This window comes from Solwaraspora sp. WMMD937, from assembly GCF_029581175.1.
Lineage (GTDB): Bacteria > Actinomycetota > Actinomycetes > Mycobacteriales > Micromonosporaceae > Micromonospora_E.
Genome location: NZ_CP120738.1, coordinates 3,287,539 through 3,308,473, shown reverse-complemented (window position 1 = coordinate 3,308,473; position 20,935 = coordinate 3,287,539). Strand labels below are relative to the sequence as shown.

Genomic DNA, 20,935 nt, shown 5'->3' with positions numbered 1-20,935 from the left:
CCAGGTCCGGCCCGGTCAGTCCCCGTCGGCCGGCTCGTCGTCGGCCGGCTCGTCGTCGGCCCGCCCGCCGGCCCGCAGTACCGCGTCCGGCCGGCAGAGCACACTCACCCGGTACGACAGCCCCAGGTTGGACCAGATCTCGCCGCGCAGGGACAGGCAGATCCCGACACCGGGCTCGCCCTCGGGGTGCTCGAAGAAGTCCACCGTCGGTGCGGCGAGCGCGCCGACCAGCCCCTGGGTCTGCCGGGCGGTGGCGGCCACCTGCACCAGCCCGCCGGTCACCTGGATCTCCACGTCGTCCAGGGCGTCGACCGCGTACCAGTGGGTGTCCGGCAGGAACAGCTGCACGTCCACGCCACGGCGGGTGTAGTCGGGGCCGGCCAGGCCGGTGTCGTCCGCCGGGCGGTCACCGAGCCACGCAGTGCCGGCATAGTCGGTACGCAGCCGCTGCGCCTCGGAACGCCACTCGGTGACCAGGGTGTCGAGACGGGGTTGGGCGGCAAGGTGGACAGCTGCTTCGATCACCCCCGGGACCCTAGCACCGTGGCCGGGTCCCGGGGTCCCTCCGGTGCGCAGTCCAGTGCCTGGTCGACAACCAGGTCCAGCGGGGTGGCCACACCCGTGTACCAGGCGGCGTCGAACGAGTCACTGCTCAACGCGCGCCGGGCGGCGGCCAGTGCGGCGTCCCGCCGCTGCTGCACCGCCACCGGCGCGACCAGGCCGAACCGGTACCGCAGCGAGTCGACCGCGGCGAGGATCCGTACCGCCAGGGCCGGATCGTCGTCGACGGTCACCTCGGCCACCGTCTCCAACGAGGTGGACAGGTCCGCCCGGTCCCCCAGCTCGAACCGCCGTTCCAGGGCCGCGACGAACAGCCGCAGCGCGGCCGGCCGGTCCCCGCCGGCCAGCTCGCACTGCCCCAGATGGTGCAGCGCGACCGCCTCGCCGAACAGGTCCCCCAGCCCGGTGGCCAGGTCGAGCGCTTCCCGGGCCACGGCGGCCGCGCCGGCCGGGTCCGGCCGGGCCAGCAGGATCTCGGCCAGACAGGTCAACCCGAGCAGTACGCCGCGACTGTTGCCGGCCTCCCGCTCCAGCGCCAGGCACTGGTTGATGTGCCAGTCGGCGTCGGCGATGTCACCGGCCCGCAGACAGACCTTGGCGAGGTTGCCGAGCGCGATCGCCATGCCGGGCTTCGCCCCGAGCTCGCGCCACACCTCCAGGCCGTACCGGAAGTGTTCGCCGGCCTCGTCGTACCGGCCAGCGAGCATCGCCGCGACGCCGAGGATGTTGCGGGCCTGTGCGACGCCTTCGGCGTCGCCGGCCTGCTCGGTGAGGCGCAGGCACTCCCCGCCGAGTCGGGCGGCGGTGGCGGTGTCGTCCTGGGTGGCGGCCAGTACCGCCGCCGGATAGAGCAGTTGGCGGCGGTGCTCCACGGCCAACTGCGCAGGGGCGGAGAGCAGCCGGTCGAGCCACTGTCGGCCATCACGGATCTGGTTGCCGTTGCGCCAGTACCGCCACAGCCCGAGGCACAGCCGAGTCGCGGTGGCCAGGTCGTCGGTGGCGAGTGCATGCTCCAGCGCGGCCCGCAGGTCCGGGTACTCCTGGTCGAGCTCGTCGGCCCAGCGGCTCTGCTCCGGCCCGGCCATTCCAGCGGCCGCCCGGTCCGCCAGCCCGGCGCAGTACGTCAGATGGTTGCGCAGCTGCCGGGCCCGCTGCCCGGCGGTGCACAGCTGCCGGGCCCGGGCCTGGATGGTGTTCAGCATCGCGTACCGGCGGGTGCCGGACCGCCCGGTCACCACCACCACCAGGCTCTTGCGGACCAGCGCCTCCAATGCTTCGGCGACGTCGTCGACGGCCGAGGAGCCGGCGCCGGCCACCGGCCCTGCCCCGGCCACCGGCCCTGCCCCGGCCACCGGCCCCAGCCCGGCGACGGCGGCCACGGCAGCTGCCGTCGGCTCGGCGGTGAAGACGGCCGCCGCGGTGAAGACGTCTCGGTGCGCCGGCTCCAGCAGGCCGAAACTCCAGTCGACGGTGCCGTGCAGGGTCCGCTGGCGGGCCGGCCGGTCGCGTGGCCCGGGGCCGAGCAGGTCCAGATGCGGGCCGAGCCGGTCCAGCAGCGCCGCCGGGCTCAACTGGTCGGTACGCGCGGCGGCCAGCTCGATCGCCAGCGGCAGGCCGTCCAGCCTCCGGCACAGCTCGGCGACCGCCGGCAGCACGTCTGCGGTCAGCCTGAAGTCTGCGTCGGCCGTCCGGGCGAGCTGGTCGAACAGGGCGATCGCCGGATGCTGCGCCACCGCCCGGGCGGCGGCCGACGCCCCGCGCGGCAGGTTGTCGAGCCGGGGCAGCGGCAGCGGCGGCACCCGGTAGACCTGTTCCCCGTAGATACCCAGCGGCTCCCGGCTGGTGGCCAGCACCCGAACGCGACCGGCGGCGGCCAGCAGCTGACCCAATGGCGGGCCGGCGGCCAGCGCCTGTTCCAGGTTGTCCAGTACCAGCAGCAACTCGCTGTCCGCGATGTGGTCGACCACCGCGTCCAGCACCGCCTGCCCGGCGCGCACCGGCACGTCCAGCGCGGCGGCGACCGCGGTGAGCACCTCCGTCGCGGTGCGGCTGGCGGCCAGCGCCACGAAGCACACCCCGTCGTCGAACCGGGCCGCGAGGCTCGCGGCCACCGACAGCGACAGCCGGGTCTTGCCGATCCCGCCGGCCCCGACGAGAGTGACCAGCCGGCTGGTCGCCAGTAGCGCGTCGATCCGGGTGACGTCGCGGTCCCGGCCGATCAGCGGGGTCAGCGGGGCCGGCAGCCGCACCCGGCGCCGTGGCCGGCCGAGCAGGTCCGGGCTCAATGTCCAATTACCGGTGCCGGAGCCGACCAGACCACGGCGGCTACGCACCCGGTCGAGCTCCCGGTCGGCGGCGGCCGGTAGCCCGCCGGTCTGCCGGACGAACCAGTTCACCAGGGTTCGGCTGGGCTCGCCGCGCAGCGCGGTCCGCAACCAGATCCGGGTCGTCGCCGGCGACCACGGGGTCAGCTCGATCTGCTCCAGCTCCGGCAGGTGCACCCCACCCGGACCGACACCGGGCAGCGGACCGGGACAGGTCACCGTGACCGGTTCGCCGGCACCGACGGGTCCGGGCGGCCGGGCCGGCCGGGCCGTTTCGGTGCTGGCCTGCACCAGCCCGAGCACGGCAGGTAGCAGACTCGGGCGGGACCAGACGCGCAGCAACTGTGGGACCCGGTCGACGGCGGCGAGGTCGGCGATCAGCAGAACCTGGTCGGCGACGGCCGGCAGCGGCAGCGGCTCCGGTTCGGGTGGCACCGTGACCACGGCGAACCCGCGCAACGCGGCCAGCCGGGCGGTCTCGGCGAGAAAACGGGTGTGCCCGGCACCGCGCTGCCCGTGGACCCGGGCCGAGCCACGGCCGGTCACCTGCAGCCGGGTCAGGAACTCGTGGGTACGGCGCAGCGCCTCGTCGCGTTCCCAAAGCCGGGATCCGGTGTCGTCTGCGATCTCCACGTCGTCGGCGACCGCGCTGTCGCGTCCCCGCCGTTTGGCGAGGTAGTTGCGTCGGTCCGCGTGGTCCAGCAGGTGCTCGGCGGTGGTGCCGTCCGCGGGGGCGGTCGCCACCCCGAGACTGACCGTCAGATGCAGCGGCGGGTCGCCGGAGAACTCGGTGTTGCGGATCCGTTCGGTCAGCCGCAGGGCGAGCCGGACCGCCTCGGCGCGCCCGGTCTGCGGCAGGACGACGACGAACTCGTCGCCGCCGTACCGGAAGAGCAGGTCCTGCGGCCGGCAGGTGGCGCGTACCCGCTCGGCGAGCTGGCGGAGCACCCGGTCGCCACGCAGGTGGCCGTAGACGTCGTTGACGGTCTTGAAGAAGTCGACGTCGAACAGGAACACCCCACAGGGGTGCCCCGTCCGGCTCAACTGGCGTTTGAGAAATGGCTCAAGGGATGCGCGCTGACGGGCTCCCGTGACCGGATCGGTCGCCGCCACGTCGTACGTCTCACCGCCCTCGTCACCACCGGCGTACCGGGTCACCGGACCCGCCTGCCGCGACCTGGTGGGCCGACGGGCGTGTCGGCATGGTTAACGGGTGCCCTCTGTGTACGGCACCACCGCATTGGATGCTATCCGTCAGTCACCGGGCAGGGGAGTCCACCGGCCCGACGCACGTCCTGCACGATAGGAGGATGTTCGTTCTCACCCGAGAGGTTTCTGCTACGTAACATGTCCACCGTGGTGCCGGGGACGCGTCCCTATCGGATGGACTCACCGGTAGCCATGATCTTGTTATTCGTCAGGAGGATCGCACCGGTGCCGACGATAAGCGCTGCACGCGAACAGCGCGGATACCGAAAACAAATCGCTGCACTATCGACGGTCGTGGTGCTCGCCGCCACCGTGGCCGGCGGGCCGGCGGCGCGGCCGGCCGGCGCACCGGACGGGGTACCGGCCGGGGGCTTCGCCAGCCTGTGGAACGGCTCCCCCGGCATCGGCCAGGGCACCTCGCTGGCCGACGTGCGCAGCATCGTCGGTGCGAACACCCCGGCGACGGCGGCACTGGACGGCACCGGGATCGGCATTGCGATGATCGACACCGGCGTGGTGCCGGTCCCCGGCCTGCCGGCGAACCGGCTGGTCAACGGCCCGGACCTGTCCTTCGAGTCCCAGGCGACAAATCTGCGCTGGCTCGACACCTACGGGCACGGCACCCACCTCGCCGGCGTACTGATCGGCGACGATCCGAGCAGCGGCGCGCGCGGGCTGGCGCCCAAGGCGAAACTGACCTCGGTCAAGGTCGGTACGGCCAACGGCGCGGTCGACGTCTCACAGGTCATCGCGGCGGTCGACTGGATCGTCGCCAACCGCAACCACGACCCCACCCATCCGATCCGGGTACTGAACCTGGCGTACGGCTCCGCCGGCAACCCGGCCTTCTGGACCGATCCGCTGCACTTCGCCGTCGAACAGGCATGGCACGCCGGGATCGTGGTCGTGGCGGCCGCCGGCAACGACGGCAACGGGTTCGGTCGGCTGGACAACCCGGCGACCAACCCGTACGTCATCACGGTCGGCGCCAGTCTGACCAAGGGCACGCTGACGACCGCCGACGACGAACTCGCGCCGTTCACCAACCTCGCCACGGCCGGCCGGCAACTGGATCTGCTGGCCCCCGGCGAATCGGTGCTGTCGCTGCGCAACCCAGGCTCCAACGTCGACAACCATTATCCCGGCGCCCGGGTCGGCAGCACCCTGTTCCGGGGCACCGGCACCTCGCAGGCCGTCGCGGTCACCTCGGCCGTCGCCGCGCTGCTGCTGCAGGCCAAGCCGTGGCTCACCGCCGACGAGGTCAAACAGGTGCTGGTGGAGAGCGGCACCTTCCTGCCCACCGGCGGGGGCGCGAACCTCGGCCTGCGCAGCATCAACCTGAACGCGGCACTGACCCACACCCCGGTGTGGCAGCCGCAGCAGTGGACCAGGTCCGACGGCCACGGCCCGATCGACGCGTCCCGGGGCACCAGCAGAGTGGTCCGCAACAACGTGACGCTGCAGGGCGAGCAGAGCATCTTCGGACCGTTCAGCAGCCCGGCCTGGGCCAGCCAGTCCGCGGCCCGGACCGCCTGGACCGGCGGCGTCTGGCTGGGTCATCGGATGGCCGCGGACGGCTGGACCGGCACCTCCTGGGCCAGTCGCACCTGGGGTGGCGCGGTCTGGACCTCGCCGTCCTGGGACGGCTCCGGGTCATGGGTGGACCCCGCCTGGTCGAGCCACTTCTGGTCCACCGGATCGTGGACGCCTGGCGACTGGGGCTCGCACTTCTGGTCCACCGACAGCTGGGCCAACGCCTGCTGGTGCTGATCGGGCCGAGTAGCTGACCGGCCGCGTACCGGGTCAGTCAGGATCGCCGCGGCGCAGACGCTTCGTCTGCGCCCGGCGTTTCTTGTCGCTGATCCGCCGTTCCTTCGCCGCCCGGGACGGCCGGGTCGGCCGACGCGGCGGCGCCGGCGGCGCGATCGCCTCCCGCAGCAGCGCGGACAACCGGTCCCGGGCCGCGGCCCGGTTCGCCAACTGGTTGCGGTGCTCGCTGGCGGTGACCGTCAACACCCCGCCGACCAACCGACTGGCCAGCCGCTGCACCGCCCGCTGACGCAGCCACGGCGGCAACGCGGTCGAGCCGGCGACGTCGAACGACAGCTCGACCCGCGAGTCCGCCGTGTTGACGCCCTGGCCGCCGGGTCCCGACGAACGGGAGAACCGCTCGGTCAACTCGCCCGCCGGAATCACCACCGAGTCGGTGACCCGCATCTCGCCTGCCGCCATCATCCGACAGTACCGCCGCCGTCGGCGCCGACCACCTGGGCGGTGGTCAGCCGCCCCGCCGGATGATCTCGTCGGCCGTCTGCTCGGCCCGGTGAATCGGGATGGCGAAGCCGATGCCGATCGACCCGACACCCTCCAACGTGGCGATTGCGGTGTTCACCCCGATCACCTCGCCGTCGACGTTGACCAGCGGCCCGCCCGAGTTGCCGGGGTTGATCGACGCGTCGGTCTGCACCGCGGTCTGCCGCCCGCCGTTGCCGAGCATCACCTCACGGTCCAGGGCGCTGACGATCCCGGCGGTGACCGTGCCGGACAGGCCGAGCGGGGAGCCGACCGCCAGGACCGACTCTCCGACCTGGGTGGCGCCGGGCTGGGCCAGAGCCAGCGGACGAAGACCGGCGGACGACGGCACCCGCAGCACCGCGATGTCGCTGCCCGGGTCCCGGCCGACCACCTCGGCGACGAGCCGCCTACCGTCCTGGGCGACGACGCTGACCTGGTGGCCGTTGAGCGGAGTCCCCGGTTCGCTGTCGCCGTCCAGGATGTGGTCGTTGGTGATGATGTGATGCTGATCGTCGATCGCGAAGCCGGACCCACCGGAGATCATGCTGCCCCGTTCGACCTGGACCGACACCACACCGGGCAGCACCTTGGCCGCCGCCGCCACCAGGTCCGGCGACACCCCGGGGGTGGTCGACGGCGACGGCAGCGTCGCCGGCTGTCCCGCGTCGCCGCCCCAGCCGGCGACCGCCGCGCCGGCCAACCCGCCGGACGCCGCCGACAGGGTGAGCACCGCGGCGACGGTCAGCAGCCGGCGACGCCACCGTCGCGGCGGGGTCGGTTCCGGCGGTACGCCGGAGCCGTCCAGCCCCGGCCAACGGTCCGCGTCCGGCGAGACGAACCACGGGCCCCGCGGCTCACCCAACCCGGTAGGCACAGTCATCGGCTCCTCCTCCACAGGTCCAGGTCGGCTCTGGCGCGGGGGTGACGCGGGTCGGGCTCGGGTCGAAGGTGGCGCGGGTCAGGGCAGCCGGGAGAACCACAACAGCGAGGTCCCGGCGGCGGCCACGGCGAGCAGCAGCCCGAATCCGATGAACCGGGCCGACACGTCGGCCAGCTCCAGCCGGTAGCCGACCGAGGTGCCGATGTCGGCGTAGACCGCGCTCAACTGGCTGCTGCTGGCCGCCTCGTGGTAGGCGCCGCCGGTCAACTCGGCCACCGCTTCGAGGTTCTCGCCGTCCACCGGCACCCGCAGCGGCCGGCCGCCGCCGTAGTCGATGTATCCGGCGGCGGTCCCGACCGAAATGGTGTCGATCGGGATCCCGGCCTCCACCGCCTCGGCCGCCGCCGACTCCGGCGACCGCCCGGAGGTGTTCGCCCCGTCGGACAGCAGCACGATCCGGGCCGGCGGGACCTCCTCGGCGGCCTGCGCGTCCAGCGACCGGATCGCCTCCAACGACGTCTTGATCGCCTCACCTATGGCGGTGCCCTGGGCCCCGGTGATCCCCTCAGCGAGCCGGTCGATGCCGGCGCCCAGCGCCTCCCGGTCGGTGCCCGGCCCGACCAGCACCGAGGCGTTGCCGGCAAACGCCACCAGACCGACGTTGAACTGCACCGGCAGATCGCCGACGAACTCGTGCGCCGACCGTTTGGCCGCGCTTAGCCGGTCCGGTCGTACGTCGTTGGCCAGCATGGAGGTGGACACGTCCACCGCCACCATCACCGTGGCCCGTTCCCGGGGCACCCGGACCTCGTCCATCGGCCGGGCGAACCCGGCCACCAGCAGCGCCAGCATCGCCAGGAACAGGCCGGCCGGCAGATGCCGGCGCCAGGCCGGACGCTGCGGTGCCACCCGGTCCAGCAGCCGCAGGTTGGTGAACCTGACCGCGTACCGGGCACCGCGCCGGTGCATCAGCAGGTAACCGCCGGCCAGCGCGGCAACCACGGCGAGCAGCCACAGCCGCTCCGGGGACTGCCAGGTCATCAGAGTCCTCCTGCCGGTACCGGGGCGCAACTGGCCGGTGGGCAGCCGGCCAGTTGCCGTTGGCGGTGCACGTGCCGGACGATGTCGGCCACCCAGTCCCGGTCGGTACGCAGCGCCAGATGGGCCGCGCCGGCCCGGCGGATCGCCCCGGCCACCTGGTCACGCTGTTCGGCGGCGGCCTCGGCGTACCGTCGCCGCAGGTCCCGGCTGGCGGTGCTGATCTCCCGGCGGCGGCCGGTCTCCGGGTCCTCGACGGTGATCACCCCGACGTCGGGCAGGTCGAGTTCCCGGGGGTCGGTGACCTCGATCGCCAGCACCTGGTGCCCGGCGGCGAGCCGGCGCAGCGGCCGTTCCCAGTCCGGCCGGTCGGCCGGGTCGTCCGGCAGTCCGTCGAGGAAGTCGGAGACCACCACCGCCAGCCCGCGCCGGGTGGCCGCCCGCCGGAGCCCGTCGATCCCGTCGGCCAGCGGCGGCGGCGCGTCCCGGCCGGACCGGTCGGCCGGTACGCGGGGCGCCGCGAGCAGCGCACGGAGCAGGTGCAGCAGATGGTCCCGGCCGGTCCGGGCCGGGAACCGGCGGATGCCGCCCGCCCCGATCAGCTGCGCCCCGACCGCGTTGCCGGTGCCGGCGGTCAGGAAGCCGATCGCGGCGACCGCCGCCACCGCCAGTTCCCGCTTCTCCAGCTCACCGGTGCCGAAGTCCATGCTGGCCGTCCCGTCGACCAGCAGCCAGCAGGTCAGCTCCCGGTCGGCGTCGACCTCGCGGACGTGCGGCACGGTGGTCCGGGCGGTGACCGCCCAGTCCATCCGACGTACCTCGTCCTCACCGGGCCGGTACTCCCGGCTGCCGGCGGGTTCGCTGCCGGCGCCGGGCAGCAGACCCAGGTACTGGCCGTGCAGCAGGCCGTCGAGCCGCCGGGTCACGGTCAGCTCCAGCCGGCGCAGCGTCGCCGGTGGGGTCAGCTCCGGCAGGGTGGCCGGGCCGAGTGGGCCGTCGCCGGTCACGCGACAGCCGCCAGTCCGGGGCGCTGGTCGTGGGCCGGCGCGATCCGCGGCGGCGGGACCACCTGGATCAGCCGGCGGACGATCGACCCGGCGTCGACGCCGTCCGCGACCGCGTCGAAGGAGAGCACCAGCCGGTGGGCGAGCACGTCGGTGGCGAGTTCCCGGACATCCTCGGGCAGCACGTAGTCGCGGCCGCGCAGCAGTGCCAGGCCCCGGGCGGCGGCGACCAGGCCGAGGGTGGCGCGCGGGCTGGCACCGTACGCCAGCAGCCCGGTCAGCTCCGGCAGCCCGAACAGTTGCGGGCGGCGGGTGGCCAGCACCAGCCGGACGATGTACTCGGCGAGCGCGTGGTGGACGAACACCTCCCGGGCCTGCTGCTGCATCGCGCACAGGGTGGCCGCGTCCAGCACCTGGCGGGGCTGCGGGCGGTCCACCCCCATCCGGTAGAGGATGCCGAGCTCCTCCTCGTCGGTCGGGTAGTCGACCACGACCTTCATCAGGAACCGGTCCCGTTGCGCCTCCGGAAGCTGATAGACCCCCTCGGACTCGATCGGGTTCTGCGTGGCCAGCACCAGGAACGGGTCCGGCACCGGGTAGCTGCGGCCGCCGATCGAGACCTGCCGCTCGGCCATCGCCTCGAGCAGCGCCGACTGCACCTTGGCCGGCGCCCGGTTGATCTCGTCGGCGAGCACCAGGTTCGCCATCACCGGTCCGAGCTCGATGTCGAACGACTCGGTCGACGCCCGGTAGATCCGGGTGCCGACGATGTCGGACGGCACCAGGTCGGGCGTGAACTGGATGCGGGAGAAGCTGCCGCCGACGGCGACCGCGAGGGTCTGCGCCGCGAGGGTCTTGGCGATCCCCGGTACGCCCTCCAGCAGACAGTGTCCGTTGGCGAGCAACGCGGTGAGCAGCCGCTCGACCAACCGGTCCTGCCCGACGATCACCCGTTTGACCTCGAACAGCGCCTGCTCCAGCGCGGCCGCGGCAGGAGCGGCGTCGGCTGGCTGTTCCGTACTGACTTGTGGCTCGGTCGTCGTCATCGCACCGTCCTTGACGCTGGTCGCCAATCGCCGGTCGGCCCCGACGGTGCGGGGCCACTGCGGCGCCGGCGCAGGGGTGCCCCGGATCGGGCCGTTCTAACGCCGGGATCCGTCGCCGACCGGGTGATTGACCGGCCGGGGTGGTACGACCGACACCGAACCGGGTTGGCAGGTCCGACATCGGACACACCGGATACCGTTCCGGCGTGACCGCGCCGCAGACCAGCCCCACCCCGCAGCCCCCGGCCAGCACCAGGCGCCGCCCGGCCGGTTGGCTGGTGTGGCCGGTGGTGCTGCCGGGGCTGCTCTGGGCGGTGCTGCGGCTGGCCGGCTGGGAGTACGGCCCGCTGGTGCAGCTGCTCGCGTTCACCCCGTACGTGGCGGCGTGGACGGTTGTCCCGCTGGCGGTGGCGGTCTGGTCCCGGCGGTGGTGGGCCAGCGGTGCCGCGCTGCTGGCGGTGGTGTCGTTGGCCGTCGCGGTGCTGCCCCGGGCGGTGCCGGACGGCGGCCGGGCCGCGACCGCCGCCGACGGGGTCACGGTCCGGGTCGCCACGGCGAACCTGCTGGCCGGAGCCGCTGACCTGACGGTGCTGATGGAGTTGCTGCGCCGGGAGCGGGTGGACGTGCTGGCGATGCAGGAGTTCACTCCGGCGGTTGAGGCCGAGCTGGACCGGCTCGGCGTCGGCGACCTGTTGCCGTACCGCCGGGCCGATCCGGAGGTGGGAACCACCGGGTCGGCGGTCTACGCGCGCTGGCCGGTCACCGACGACGGGGTGCGGCGTAACGTGGGCGGCTTCGCCCAGTCGTACGGCACGGTCCGCCCGCCGGGCAGCGGGCCGGTGCGGGTCGAGTCGGCGCACCCGATGGCGCCGTTCGCGCTGCACACCCTGTCGTCGTGGCGGGCCGACCTGGCCGGGCAGCCCCGCCCCGACCCGCAGGGCCCGCCGCGAATCCTTGCCGGCGACTTCAACGCCACCCTGGACCACGCGGCGCTGCGCCGGCTGATCGCGGCGGGCTACGTCGACGCCGCCGACGCGACCGGCGACGGGCTGGTCGGCACCTGGGGGCCGTACAGCGGTAGCCCGATCCCGCCGGTGACGCTGGACCGGGTGCTGGTGGACGACCGGATCGGGGTGCGGTCGGTGACCGTGCACCGGGTGCCCGGCAGCGACCACCGGATGGTCGTCGCCGGGCTGGTGCTGCCGGCCGCTTGACCTGGACCGCCCGCCCGGGGCCAGGGCAGGTCACCGGTGGCCCCGGGCCGGCAGGTCAGACGCCGGTGGTGGTCCGGCTGCGGGCCAGTCCGTAGGTGAGCGCGTCGACCAGGGCGTGCCAGCTGGCCTCGACCACGTTCTCGTGCACCCCGACGGTGGTCCAGTCCCGGGCGTTGCCGTCGACCGTCTCCACCAGCACCCGGGTGATCGCCCCGGTGCCCTGGCTGCCTTCCAGGATCCGCACCTTGTAGTCGGCCAACCGGAAGTCGGCCAGATCCGGGTAGTGGCTGCGCAGCGCCACCCGCAACGCCTCGTCGAGGGCGTTGACCGGGCCGTTGCCCTCGGCGGTGGCGATCACCCGCTCGCCGCGTACCCGGACCTTGACGGTGGCCTCGGAGACCACCGCGCCGTCCTCGCGGTGCTCCACGAGCACCCGGTAGGACTCCAGGGCGAACGGCCGGGTGGTGACGGCACCGGTGTCGGCCGCCAACTCGGAGCGGACCAGCAGCTCGAACGAGGCGTCGGCGGCTTCGAAGGACCAGCCGCCGGCCTCCAGCTCCTTGACCCGCTTGGTGACCCGCGACAGCGCGTCCGGATGGCCGGCCAGGTCGACACCGAGTTCGCGGCTCTTCAACTCGATGCTGGCCCGGCCGGCCATCTCGGTCACCAGGATCCGCATGTCGTTGCCGACGACCGACGGGTCGACGTGGTTGTACAGCAACGGATCCACTTTGATCGCACTCGCGTGCAGCCCCGCCTTGTGGGCGAAGGCGGCGGCCCCGACGTAGGCCTGGTGGGTGTCGGGGGCGATGTTGGCGATCTCGGCGATGGCGTGCGAGACGCGCACCATCTGTTCCAGGCAGCCGTCCGGTAGGACCGGCAGCCCGAGCTTGAGTTGCAGGTTGGCGACGACGGCGAACAGGTCGGCGTTGCCGGGGCGTTCGCCGTAGCCGTTGGCGGTGCCCTGGAAGTGCCGGACGCCGGCCTCGACGGCGGCGATGGTGTTGGCCACCGCGCAGGAGGTGTCGTTCTGGCAGTGGATGCCGAGCCGGTCGGCGCTCAGCCCGGTCCGGTCGACCAGGTCGGCGATCGCCGCGCCGATCTGCGACGGCAGCATCCCGCCGTTGGTGTCGCACATCACCACGATCTCGGCGCCGGCGGCGGCCGCCGCGCTGACCACCGAGGCGGTGTACGCCGGGTCGTGCCGGAAGCCGTCGAAGAAGTGCTCGCAGTCGAGGAAGACCCGCCGGCCCTCGGCGACGAAGTGCGCGACCGTGTCGGTGACCATCGCCAGGTTCTCCGCGCCGGTGGTGCGCAACGCCCGCTCGACGTGCCGGATGTCGGACTTGGCGACCAGGCAGACCGCTGGCGTCTCGGCGTCCAGCAGGGCCCGGACCTGCGGGTCGTCGGCGACCTTGACGCCGGCCTTGCGGGTGGCACCGAACGCGACGAGTACGGCGTGCCGCAGGTCGAGTTCGGTGCGGGCTCTGCGGAAGAACTCGGTGTCCTTCGGCATCGCACCGGGCCAGCCGCCCTCGATGAAGCCGACGCCGAAGTCGTCCAGCAGCCGCGCGACGGCGAGTTTGTCGACCACCGAGTAGCTGATGCCCTCACGCTGCGCACCGTCGCGCAGAGTCGTGTCATAGACCTGGAAAGTCATCTCGATCCTTTCGACGGACGTCCCGTACCACCCGCTGCTCGCGCCGGGCCGTCCTCACCCGCTCGTCCGGCCGACCTCGTAAGGCCAAGAAAAAGACCCCCCGCGGATGCGGGAGGTCTGCGCGCTCGGCGGACGGTTGCCGGGCGCGCTAGCTGCCAATAATGAGTACGAGGCGAGTCACGCAGGGTACTTTGCCACTGACCGCGCCCGGACCGGTAGTCGAATCCACATCGCGGGAAAGTGGGACCGTCCGCGGTCAGGTGTACCGATCGAGCGCCATGGGTATTCCTGGGACGACGACGCAGTCAGTTCCGCCGAGCGAAGGAGTGACCTCCGATGGACAGGCTCGATCCGCAACACACCGCGCTGACGGGGCCGGCCGGTGGTCAGGGTGACGTCGTGGGCGGCGCCCCGGCCGGCACGTTCGACCCGTGGCGCTACCGCGACGACGCGGGGGTCGACGGCGCCAACCTGGCCGGCTACCACGTCGAGGCGACCGACGGCGGCATCGGCAAGATCGACTCCGCCACCGAAGAGGTGGACGGCAGCCATCTGGTGGTCGACACTGGGCCGTGGATCTTCGGCCGGAAGGTGATGCTGCCGGCCGGGGTGGTCAACCACGTCGACCACGACGAGCAGAAGGTCTACGTCGACCGCGACAAGAGCCAGATCAAGGACGCCCCCGAGTACGACGAGACCAGCTCGACGGATCCGGCGTACCGCGACAAGCTGAGCGCCTACTACGGCGGTGCCACCGGCACCCCGGTCCCGCCGATGGCGCCGGGCCGGATCATCTGACCCGGCGACGACCCACCCGGTGCGGGTGGCCGGTGCCACGTGGCACCGGCCACCCGCACCGTTTACCGGTGTCGGTCGGGCTGGCTACCGTTGGATCCATGACTGCCGCCGCCACCCGCTCGTTGGCCTTCGCGACCATGTTCAACTTCCGCGACATCGGGGGCTACCCGGGGCTCGACGGCCGTACGGTCCGCTGGCAGCGGATCTACCGTGCCGACTCGCCGCACCGGCTCGACGCCGACGACGCGGCGGCGTTCGACGCGCTCGGCGTACGGACCGTGATCGACCTGCGCCGGCCGCACGAGGTCGAGACGTACGGACGGATCCCGCCGGCGGACGGCTTCGAGTACCACAACATCCACCTACGGCACCAGGACTGGGGCGAGATTCCCTACCAGCCGGAGCAGGGTGCCGCCCGCTACCTGGCCGACCGCTACCACGATCTGACCGAACAGGCCGCAGACGGTTTCGTCGCGGCGATCTCACTGCTGGCCGAGGCGCGCACCGCACCGGCGGTGGTGCACTGCATGGCCGGCAAGGACCGCACCGGGCTGGTCTGCGCGATGACGCTGTCCCTGCTCGGGGTCCGGGATTCGGTGATCGCCGAGGACTACGCGTTGAGCAACGCCGGCAGCGAACGGCTGCTCGCCTGGCTGCGTACCCAGGCCGGCAACGACCATCTGGTGCCGGTGCCGTTCTTCTCCTGCCCGGCCGAGGCGATGCAGACGTTCCTCACCGAGCTGCGGCAGCGGCACGGCTCGGTCGAGGGGTACCTGCGCACCGCCGGGCTGTCCGCAGACCGGATCACCGAGCTGCGCGCCCATCTGTTGACGCAGTGACCTGGGCCGAGTCGACGCGGTGGCCCGGGCCGGGCCCGGGTCACCGCGTCACGGCACTGGTCAGAACACCCGGTGCACCCAGCCGTCCGGGTCGGCGCCCCGGCCCCGCTGCAGGTCCACCAGGCTCTGCCGCAGCGCCATGGTGACCTCCCCGGGCCCACCGTCGGCGACAGTGAACTCGCCGTCGGCCGAGCGAACCCGGCCGATCGGCGTGATCACTGCGGCGGTGCCGCAGGCGAACGCCTCACGCAGCCTGCCGCTGGCCGCGTCGGCCTGCCACTGGGCCAGGCTGACCGGCTGTTCCACGACCTGGTGACCGGCCCGGCGGGCCAGGGTGATCACCGACTCCCGGGTGATGCCCGGCAGGATCGCGCCGGTCAGCGGCGGGGTCACCAGCGAACCGTCGTCGTAGACGAAGAAGACGTTCATACCGCCAAGTTCGTCGACGTACTGCCGTTGCACCGCGTCGAGGAAGACGACCTGGTCGCAGCCGTGCTCGATCGCCTCCGCCTGGGCCACCAGTGAGGCGGCATAGTTACCCCCGCACTTCGCGGCTCCGGTGCCACCCGGTGCGGCCCGGGTGTAGACCGACGACGCCCAGACCGTCACCGGTTTGACTCCACCGGAGAAGTAGGAGCCGACTGGTGAGGCGATCACCGCGTAGAGGTATTCGCGGGCCGGCCGGACACCGAGGAAGACCTCACTGGCGAACATGAACGGTCGCAGGTAGAGGCTGCCGTCGTCGCCGGCCGGAATCCACTGTCGATCAATGGTGATCAGGTGCCGCAACGAGTCGAGGAAGACCTGTTCCGGCAGGGCTGGCATGGCCATCCGGGCACCGGAGGCGATGAATCTCGCCGCGTTGGCGTCCGGCCGGAACAGAGTCACTCCCCCATCCGCCGCGTGGTAGGCCTTCAGTCCTTCGAAGATCTCCTGGGCGTAGTGCAGCACCGCGGTCGCCGGATCCATCGGGATCGGCGCCCGTGGCTCCACCCGGGCGTCGTACCAGCCCTTGCCCTCGGCGTACCGGACGGTGACCATGTGGTCGGTGAAGATCTGACCGAACCCGGGATTGGCCAGCAGCGCGGCGCGTTCCGCGTCGGCTACCGGGCGTGGATTCGGACGGATCTCGAATTCGAGTTTGTCACCGCCGATCATCGGGCTGACCTCCATGGCGAGAAAGCGACGAAGCTGTGTGTCATGCAACTTACCCCGAACGTTCGTTCAGCGGGAACCGGCGCGGCGGCCGGTAAGTCCGCCACCTGGTGATTGGCCGTCGGCAGGGGTGCCCACGGCGAAGGTACGGTCGGTACGCCAACCGCACCGGGCAGACGAACCGACCTGCGCAGCTCTGCGTAGTCGACGGTGTACCGGACTGACGGCTTGGCGGTGACGGGTGCGGACCCGGGCCCGCCGACACGCGTGGTGTAGGCGGACGCTGGTCGACGTGGTCGGCGCGCGGTGCGGCCCCCGGCAAGGGTCGATCGGCGCGGTACCCGGGTCGACCGGTTGGGCCTCAGCCCACGGCGTGGGCGGCCAGCCGATCGCCGATCTCGGCGGTCCGCAGCGCGGCTCCCGGAGCGCGGGAGGCCAGCTCAGCCGCGACCGCCCTGGCTACTCGCTCGGCCGATTCGGGGTGGCCGAGGTGGTCGAGCAGCAGCGACGCGGAGAGCACGGCGGCCACCGGGTCCGCGACACCCTTGCCAGCGATGTCCGGCGCGGAGCCGTGTACCGGTTCGAACATCGACGGGTAGCGGCGTTCCGGGTTGATGCAGCCGCTGGCCGCCAGTCCGATGCCGCCGGTCACGGCAGCGGCGATGTCGGTCAGGATGTCACCGAACAGGTTGTCGGTGACCACCACGTCGTACCGCTGGGGCTGGGTGACCATGAACATGGCCGCGGCGTCGACGTGCTGGTACTCGGTCTCGATGTCCGGGAAGTCGGCCTTGACGGCGGCGAAGGTCCGCGACCACAGCGACCCGGCGTGGGTCAGCACGTTGGTCTTGTGCACCAGGGTGACCTTGCGCCGCTCCCGGCGCGCGGCGCGGGTGAAGGCGTCCCGGATCACCCGCTCAACCCCGTGCCGGGTGTTGAGGCTCTCCTCGGTGGCGACCTCGGCGGGGGTGTCGCGGTGCATCGTGCCGCCGGCGCCGGTGTAGAGGCCCTCAGTGCCCTCGCGGACCACGACGAAGTCGATCTCGCCCGGCTTGACGCCGCCGAGCGGACTCGCCGTGCCGGGCCAGAGCCGGGACGGACGCAGGTTGACGTACTGGTCGAAGGCGAACCGCAGCTTGAGCAGCAGGCCACGCTCCAGTACTCCGGGCGGGACGCTGGGGTCGCCGACCGCGCCGAGCAGGATGGCGTCGTGGTCGGCGAGTTCGTCCAGTACCGAGTCGGGCAGCACCTCGCCGGTGCGGTGGTAGCGGGCGGCGCCGAGGTCGTACTCGGTCGCCTCGACGCCGGGCAGCACCGCGTCGATGACCTTCCGGGCCTGCGCGGTCACCTCGGATCCGATGCCGTCGCCGGCCACGACCGCGATCCGCGCCATCGCCACGTCAACTCCCTCGTCTGCTCCGTCGACCGCCTAGCGAACGTTAAGCGATCATCCCGGAAATCGGTACGTCGGTCCCAGGATACGGACGTTACTCGCTGGCTGCGGCGCCCGCGCCGCCCAGGGAGCACACAGCCGGGCTTAACACCATACTTACCTCGGACGGCTACTGTAGGTGAAGACCGGATCCGGGCACCGGCGAAGGAGAATTGACGATGCTGGCGTACCGCGCCGCCCAGCCGGAACCGCCCGATCTGCGGATCGGTCCGACGCCGGGAGCCGGCGCCCCGACCGGGTCGTCCGGCACCGCCGCGCCGGCCGACGACAACCGCCCGGCCGGCCAGCTGGTCGCCCGGCACACCGTCGCCACGTCCACCACCGAGTACCAGCTCGTTCTGGTAGGCAGCGAACGGATCGGCCGGCGTGGGCTGAGCGAGGCGATCGGCGACGCGGTCGCGGAGCTGCGCGCGATCGACGTGACGTACAGTCCGCTGCGGCCGAACAGTTTGGTCTCGCTGCTGCGCCGGGGTGAGGTCGCAGCCGAGGTCTACCCGCCGCTGGCCGACATCGTGCACCGGTGCGAGGCGATGCGGATGGCCACCGAGGGCTGGTTCGACCCGTGGGCGGTGCCCGGTGGGTTCGACCCGGCCGGCATGATCAAGGGCTGGGCGATCGAGCGGGCCGCTGGTCGGTTGCGCGCCGCCGGGATCACCGACTACGCCGTGGTCAGCGGCGGTGATTTGGTGGTACGCGGACGCGCCCCGCACGGCGGACCGTGGCGGATCGCCCTGCAGCGGCCGCTGTCCGCAGACACCGGCGACGGCCCGGCCGGCGCAACGCCGGGCAGCCAGCCGACCACCGTGACCATGGTGGACGGAGCGATCGGGACCAGTGGACTGACCGCCGGCAGCCGAAAGGTCGTCGACCCGCACACCGGGGCCGTGGTGGAGCGGGACAGCGCCGCCATGGTGATCGGCGCAGACCTCGCGGTGGCCGACGGATACGCGACCGCGCTGTTCGCCGCCGGACCCGCCGGCCGCGCCTGGTTTCCCACAGTGGACGGCTACAACGTGCTGGACCTGGTCGGCGAAAGAAGATCGACCCTTGGCGCGGCCCACCCCCGTGATCTCGGCAAATGACCACGGGAGCGGGCCGGCGACACGTGCGCTCAGCTCGCGCACCGGGGGTGCAGTCACCCGGGAGACCACGGCCCGGCCGGAACGTCACCCGAAGACGCGACCGGCGCCGGAGCAACTCCTGAGCAACCGCACCGCCACGCTATCGATTCCGCACAACCGGGCGCAAGGTTCCAATTCCTCTGACATTGCTTGTCGGCCACGGCACTGGGTGGAATGATCCCCCGGATGGATGGCACGCTGTGCGGCGTGACATTCGATCTAGTCGTATGGGCGTTGGACGATCAGTCCACCTCGGCGGACGTACACGCCGCACACGAACTGTGCCGGCAGGGTGAGCACGCCGACGGTGCGACCGACCGCCGGATCACGTCCTTCCACGCCGCGCTGACCGCCAGTTACCCGGATCAAGGTGCCGCTTCCACCACAGAAGACTGCCCCTGGGCAAAGGTCCCATTACATACCGCAACCGACCACGTCGAGATGAACCTGCGTCAGACCTGCGCCGACGAGGTGCTGCTCACCATCGAACGGCTGGCTCAGGAACACGATCTGCTGCTGCTCGACCCGCAGGACGGCTCGGTCTATCCGCCGCCGGCCAGCGCGTCGACCCGCTGAGCGGGCGGCGGTTCGGGGACGCGGGTCCCCGAACCGCCGAAGTCGGACGACACGTCCGGCGGGTCACTCCTCGCGCAGATCCACCGCGCTGGCCGCGGTCGCCCCGATCGAGCTGGCGGCATTGTGCAGCGACTCCGCGCCGACGGCGGAGTCGACGGTGAGGGTCATCAGCGCCTCGCCACCGGCGGACCGCCGAGCCACCTGCATGGCGGCGATGTTGACACTGGACTCGCCGAGGATCGAGCCGATCGTCCCGACCACGCCCGGCCGGTCGGCGTACCGGAAGAAGAGCAGGATGCCCTCGGCGGACAGCTCGAGGTCGAAGCCGTCGACCTCGGTCAGCCGGACCACGTCCCGCCCGGCGGACTGCACCACGGTGCCGGAGACACTTGCCGTACCGCCGTCGGGCAGCACGCCCCGGACGGTGACCAGGTTGGGCTGGTCGGCGGTGTCCGGGTGGGTGACCAGCTCCACCTCGACGCCCCGGTCGGCGGCCAGGTGCGGCGCGTTGACGTAGGTGACCTGTTCCTCGACCACCGAGCTGAACAGCCCCTTGGTGGCGGCCAGCTTGAGCACCGACACCTCGTTGCCGACGACCTCACCGCGGACCTCGACGGTGACGCTGGCCGCGACCACCCCGGCCACCGCGGTGAACACCTTGCCCAGCTTCTCGGCCAGCGGCAGCAGCGGCCGGACGTCCTCGGCGACCACCCCGCCGGCCTGCACGTTCACCGCGTCGGGGACGAACTCGCCCTGCAGCGCGAGCTTGACGCTGCGGGCCACGGCGAGACCCGCCTTGTCCTGCGCCTCGGCGGTCGAGGCGCCCAGGTGCGGGGTGGCGACCACGTTGTCGAAGGCGAACAGCGGCGAGGAGGTGCACGGCTCCTTCGCGTACACGTCGACGCCGGCACCACCGACCCGGCCCTCGGCCAACGCGTCGGCCAGCGCCTGCTCGTCGACGAGGCCGCCCCGGGCGGCGTTGACGATCCGGACCCCGGGCTTGACGATCGCCAGCTCCTTCTCGCCGATCAGGCCGAGCGTCTCCGGGGTCTTCGGCAGGTGGATCGAGATGAAGTCGCTCTCCCGGAGCAGCTCCTCCAGCCCGACCAGGCGAACCCCGAGCTGGGCCGCGCGGGCCGGCTGGATGTACGGGTCGTACGCGATCAGCCGGGTGCCGAACGCGGCGATCCGCTGCGCGAACAGCACGCCGATGCGGCCGAGCCCGACCACGCCGACGGTCTTGCCCTGCAGCTCCACGCCGGTGTACTTGGACCGCTTCCACTCACCGGCCTTGAGCGCGGCGCTGGCGCTGGCCGTGTTGCGGGCCACCGCGAGCAGCAGGGCGATCGCCTGCTCGGCCGCGGAGACGATGTTGGAGGTGGGTGCGTTCACCACCATGACGCCTCGGGCGGTGGCGGCCGGAACCTCGACGTTGTCCAGGCCGACGCCGGCGCGGGCGACCACCTTCAGCTGGGGCGCGGCGGCCAACGCCTCGGCGTCGATCTGGGTGGCGCTGCGCACGATCACCGCGTGGGCGTCGGCGAGCGCGGCGAGCAGGGCGGGACGGTCCGTGCCGTCGACGTGGCGGACATCGAAGTCATGAGCGAGTACGTCGATTGCGGCGGGCGCGAGCTCTTCAGCGATCAGTACGACAGGATTCATTGGTCCTCAAAGTCGTCCGGGACGGGTATCTGCGGCGGTGGGGCGCCGCTCTGCGCCCTACGCTCCCCCGCCCGGGTGTCGCGCCGGCACGGAGGCGGCC

17 protein-coding genes are annotated in these 20,935 nt (G+C 72.4%); 6 read left to right on the top strand and 11 right to left on the bottom strand.

Going from position 1 to position 20,935, the window contains the following annotated elements:
• Nucleotides 1-15: 15 nt before the first annotated feature.
• Both O7621_RS14420 and O7621_RS14415 read right to left on the bottom strand, forming a co-directional pair.
• Complete coding sequence (locus tag O7621_RS14420) at nucleotides 16-525, bottom strand: hypothetical protein (RefSeq protein ID WP_282229758.1); 510 nt, start codon at nucleotides 523-525, stop codon at nucleotides 16-18.
• Complete coding sequence (locus O7621_RS14415) at nucleotides 522-4,043, bottom strand: diguanylate cyclase (RefSeq protein WP_282229757.1); 3,522 nt, start codon at nucleotides 4,041-4,043, stop codon at nucleotides 522-524. Before O7621_RS14415 ends, O7621_RS14420 begins: the two co-directional genes overlap by 4 nt.
• A 345-nt stretch (nucleotides 4,044-4,388) precedes the next feature.
• Here O7621_RS14415 and O7621_RS14410 point away from each other — a divergent pair, with 345 nt between their 5' ends.
• On the top strand, nucleotides 4,389-5,864 hold the full coding sequence (locus O7621_RS14410; protein WP_282229756.1) for a S8 family serine peptidase: 1,476 nt from the start codon (nucleotides 4,389-4,391) through the stop codon (nucleotides 5,862-5,864).
• 33 nt (nucleotides 5,865-5,897) lie between these two features.
• Here O7621_RS14410 and arfB read toward each other — a convergent pair whose 3' ends face one another.
• From arfB to O7621_RS14385, 5 genes are all read right to left on the bottom strand, one after another.
• Nucleotides 5,898-6,326 carry an alternative ribosome rescue aminoacyl-tRNA hydrolase ArfB gene (gene arfB, locus O7621_RS14405; protein ID WP_282229755.1) on the bottom strand — a complete coding sequence of 143 codons (429 nt, stop codon included), beginning with the start codon at nucleotides 6,324-6,326 and terminating at the stop codon, nucleotides 5,898-5,900.
• 46 nt (nucleotides 6,327-6,372) lie between these two features.
• A complete protein-coding gene (locus O7621_RS14400) occupies nucleotides 6,373-7,269 on the bottom strand; it encodes a trypsin-like peptidase domain-containing protein (RefSeq protein ID WP_282229754.1) in 897 nt (298 codons plus the stop codon).
• 78 nt (nucleotides 7,270-7,347) lie between these two features.
• On the bottom strand, nucleotides 7,348-8,310 hold the full coding sequence (locus tag O7621_RS14395; protein ID WP_282229753.1) for a VWA domain-containing protein: 963 nt from the start codon (nucleotides 8,308-8,310) through the stop codon (nucleotides 7,348-7,350).
• Entirely contained in the window at nucleotides 8,310-9,314 is a 1,005-nt protein-coding gene (locus O7621_RS14390) for a DUF58 domain-containing protein (RefSeq protein WP_282229752.1), read from the bottom strand. The genes O7621_RS14395 and O7621_RS14390 overlap by 1 nt, the downstream gene beginning before the upstream one ends.
• Complete coding sequence (locus O7621_RS14385; protein ID WP_348775241.1) at nucleotides 9,311-10,357, bottom strand: MoxR family ATPase; 1,047 nt, start codon at nucleotides 10,355-10,357, stop codon at nucleotides 9,311-9,313. Before O7621_RS14385 ends, O7621_RS14390 begins: the two co-directional genes overlap by 4 nt.
• Before the next feature lie 206 nt (nucleotides 10,358-10,563).
• On the opposite strand from O7621_RS14385, the gene O7621_RS14380 reads away from it, so the two are divergent.
• Nucleotides 10,564-11,571 (top strand): endonuclease/exonuclease/phosphatase family protein, encoded by a 1,008-nt coding sequence (locus O7621_RS14380; RefSeq protein WP_282234417.1) that lies wholly within the window; start codon nucleotides 10,564-10,566, stop codon nucleotides 11,569-11,571.
• A gap of 55 nt (nucleotides 11,572-11,626) precedes the next feature.
• On the opposite strand, the gene cimA is transcribed toward O7621_RS14380, so the two are convergent.
• Nucleotides 11,627-13,231 (bottom strand): citramalate synthase, encoded by a 1,605-nt coding sequence (gene cimA, locus O7621_RS14375; protein WP_282234416.1) that lies wholly within the window; start codon nucleotides 13,229-13,231, stop codon nucleotides 11,627-11,629.
• Nucleotides 13,232-13,567: 336 nt separating this feature from the next.
• Between cimA and O7621_RS14370 the strand changes: the two genes are divergently transcribed.
• Both O7621_RS14370 and O7621_RS14365 read left to right on the top strand, forming a co-directional pair.
• Nucleotides 13,568-14,029 (top strand): PRC-barrel domain containing protein, encoded by a 462-nt coding sequence (locus O7621_RS14370; RefSeq protein ID WP_282234415.1) that lies wholly within the window; start codon nucleotides 13,568-13,570, stop codon nucleotides 14,027-14,029.
• 98 nt (nucleotides 14,030-14,127) lie between these two features.
• On the top strand, nucleotides 14,128-14,868 hold the full coding sequence (locus O7621_RS14365; protein ID WP_282234414.1) for a tyrosine-protein phosphatase: 741 nt from the start codon (nucleotides 14,128-14,130) through the stop codon (nucleotides 14,866-14,868).
• A 60-nt stretch (nucleotides 14,869-14,928) separates the two neighbouring features.
• Here O7621_RS14365 and O7621_RS14360 read toward each other — a convergent pair whose 3' ends face one another.
• Together O7621_RS14360 and O7621_RS14355 are read right to left on the bottom strand one after the other, a co-directional pair.
• Nucleotides 14,929-16,026 (bottom strand): branched-chain amino acid aminotransferase, encoded by a 1,098-nt coding sequence (locus tag O7621_RS14360; RefSeq protein ID WP_282234413.1) that lies wholly within the window; start codon nucleotides 16,024-16,026, stop codon nucleotides 14,929-14,931.
• Nucleotides 16,027-16,384: 358 nt separating this feature from the next.
• Nucleotides 16,385-17,416: a 3-isopropylmalate dehydrogenase gene (locus O7621_RS14355; RefSeq protein ID WP_282234596.1), complete on the bottom strand. Its 1,032-nt coding sequence runs from the start codon at nucleotides 17,414-17,416 to the stop codon at nucleotides 16,385-16,387.
• Between the two features lie 218 nt (nucleotides 17,417-17,634).
• Here O7621_RS14355 and O7621_RS14350 point away from each other — a divergent pair, with 218 nt between their 5' ends.
• Both O7621_RS14350 and O7621_RS14345 read left to right on the top strand, forming a co-directional pair.
• Entirely contained in the window at nucleotides 17,635-18,558 is a 924-nt protein-coding gene (locus tag O7621_RS14350) for an FAD:protein FMN transferase (RefSeq protein ID WP_282234412.1), read from the top strand.
• 246 nt (nucleotides 18,559-18,804) lie between these two features.
• Nucleotides 18,805-19,173 carry a hypothetical protein gene (locus O7621_RS14345; RefSeq protein ID WP_278167706.1) on the top strand — a complete coding sequence of 123 codons (369 nt, stop codon included), beginning with the start codon at nucleotides 18,805-18,807 and terminating at the stop codon, nucleotides 19,171-19,173.
• Nucleotides 19,174-19,236: 63 nt separating this feature from the next.
• Here O7621_RS14345 and serA read toward each other — a convergent pair whose 3' ends face one another.
• Nucleotides 19,237-20,835: a phosphoglycerate dehydrogenase gene (serA, locus tag O7621_RS14340; protein WP_282234411.1), complete on the bottom strand. Its 1,599-nt coding sequence runs from the start codon at nucleotides 20,833-20,835 to the stop codon at nucleotides 19,237-19,239.
• Nucleotides 20,836-20,935 lie beyond the last annotated feature (100 nt).

Coding starts and splice junctions, on each gene's coding strand:
- arfB (WP_282229755.1), bottom strand. CDS start 6,326: ATGGCGGCAGGCGAGATGCGGGTCACCGACTCGGTGGTGATTCCGGCG.
- O7621_RS14400 (WP_282229754.1), bottom strand. CDS start 7,269: ATGACTGTGCCTACCGGGTTGGGTGAGCCGCGGGGCCCGTGGTTCGTC.
- O7621_RS14395 (WP_282229753.1), bottom strand. CDS start 8,310: ATGACCTGGCAGTCCCCGGAGCGGCTGTGGCTGCTCGCCGTGGTTGCC.
- O7621_RS14385 (WP_348775241.1), bottom strand. CDS start 10,357: ATGACGACGACCGAGCCACAAGTCAGTACGGAACAGCCAGCCGACGCC.
- cimA (WP_282234416.1), bottom strand. CDS start 13,231: ATGACTTTCCAGGTCTATGACACGACTCTGCGCGACGGTGCGCAGCGT.
- O7621_RS14370 (WP_282234415.1), top strand. CDS start 13,568: ATGGACAGGCTCGATCCGCAACACACCGCGCTGACGGGGCCGGCCGGT.
- O7621_RS14365 (WP_282234414.1), top strand. CDS start 14,128: ATGACTGCCGCCGCCACCCGCTCGTTGGCCTTCGCGACCATGTTCAAC.
- O7621_RS14360 (WP_282234413.1), bottom strand. CDS start 16,026: ATGATCGGCGGTGACAAACTCGAATTCGAGATCCGTCCGAATCCACGC.
- O7621_RS14355 (WP_282234596.1), bottom strand. CDS start 17,416: ATGGCGCGGATCGCGGTCGTGGCCGGCGACGGCATCGGATCCGAGGTG.
- O7621_RS14350 (WP_282234412.1), top strand. CDS start 17,635: ATGCTGGCGTACCGCGCCGCCCAGCCGGAACCGCCCGATCTGCGGATC.
- serA (WP_282234411.1), bottom strand. CDS start 20,835: ATGAATCCTGTCGTACTGATCGCTGAAGAGCTCGCGCCCGCCGCAATC.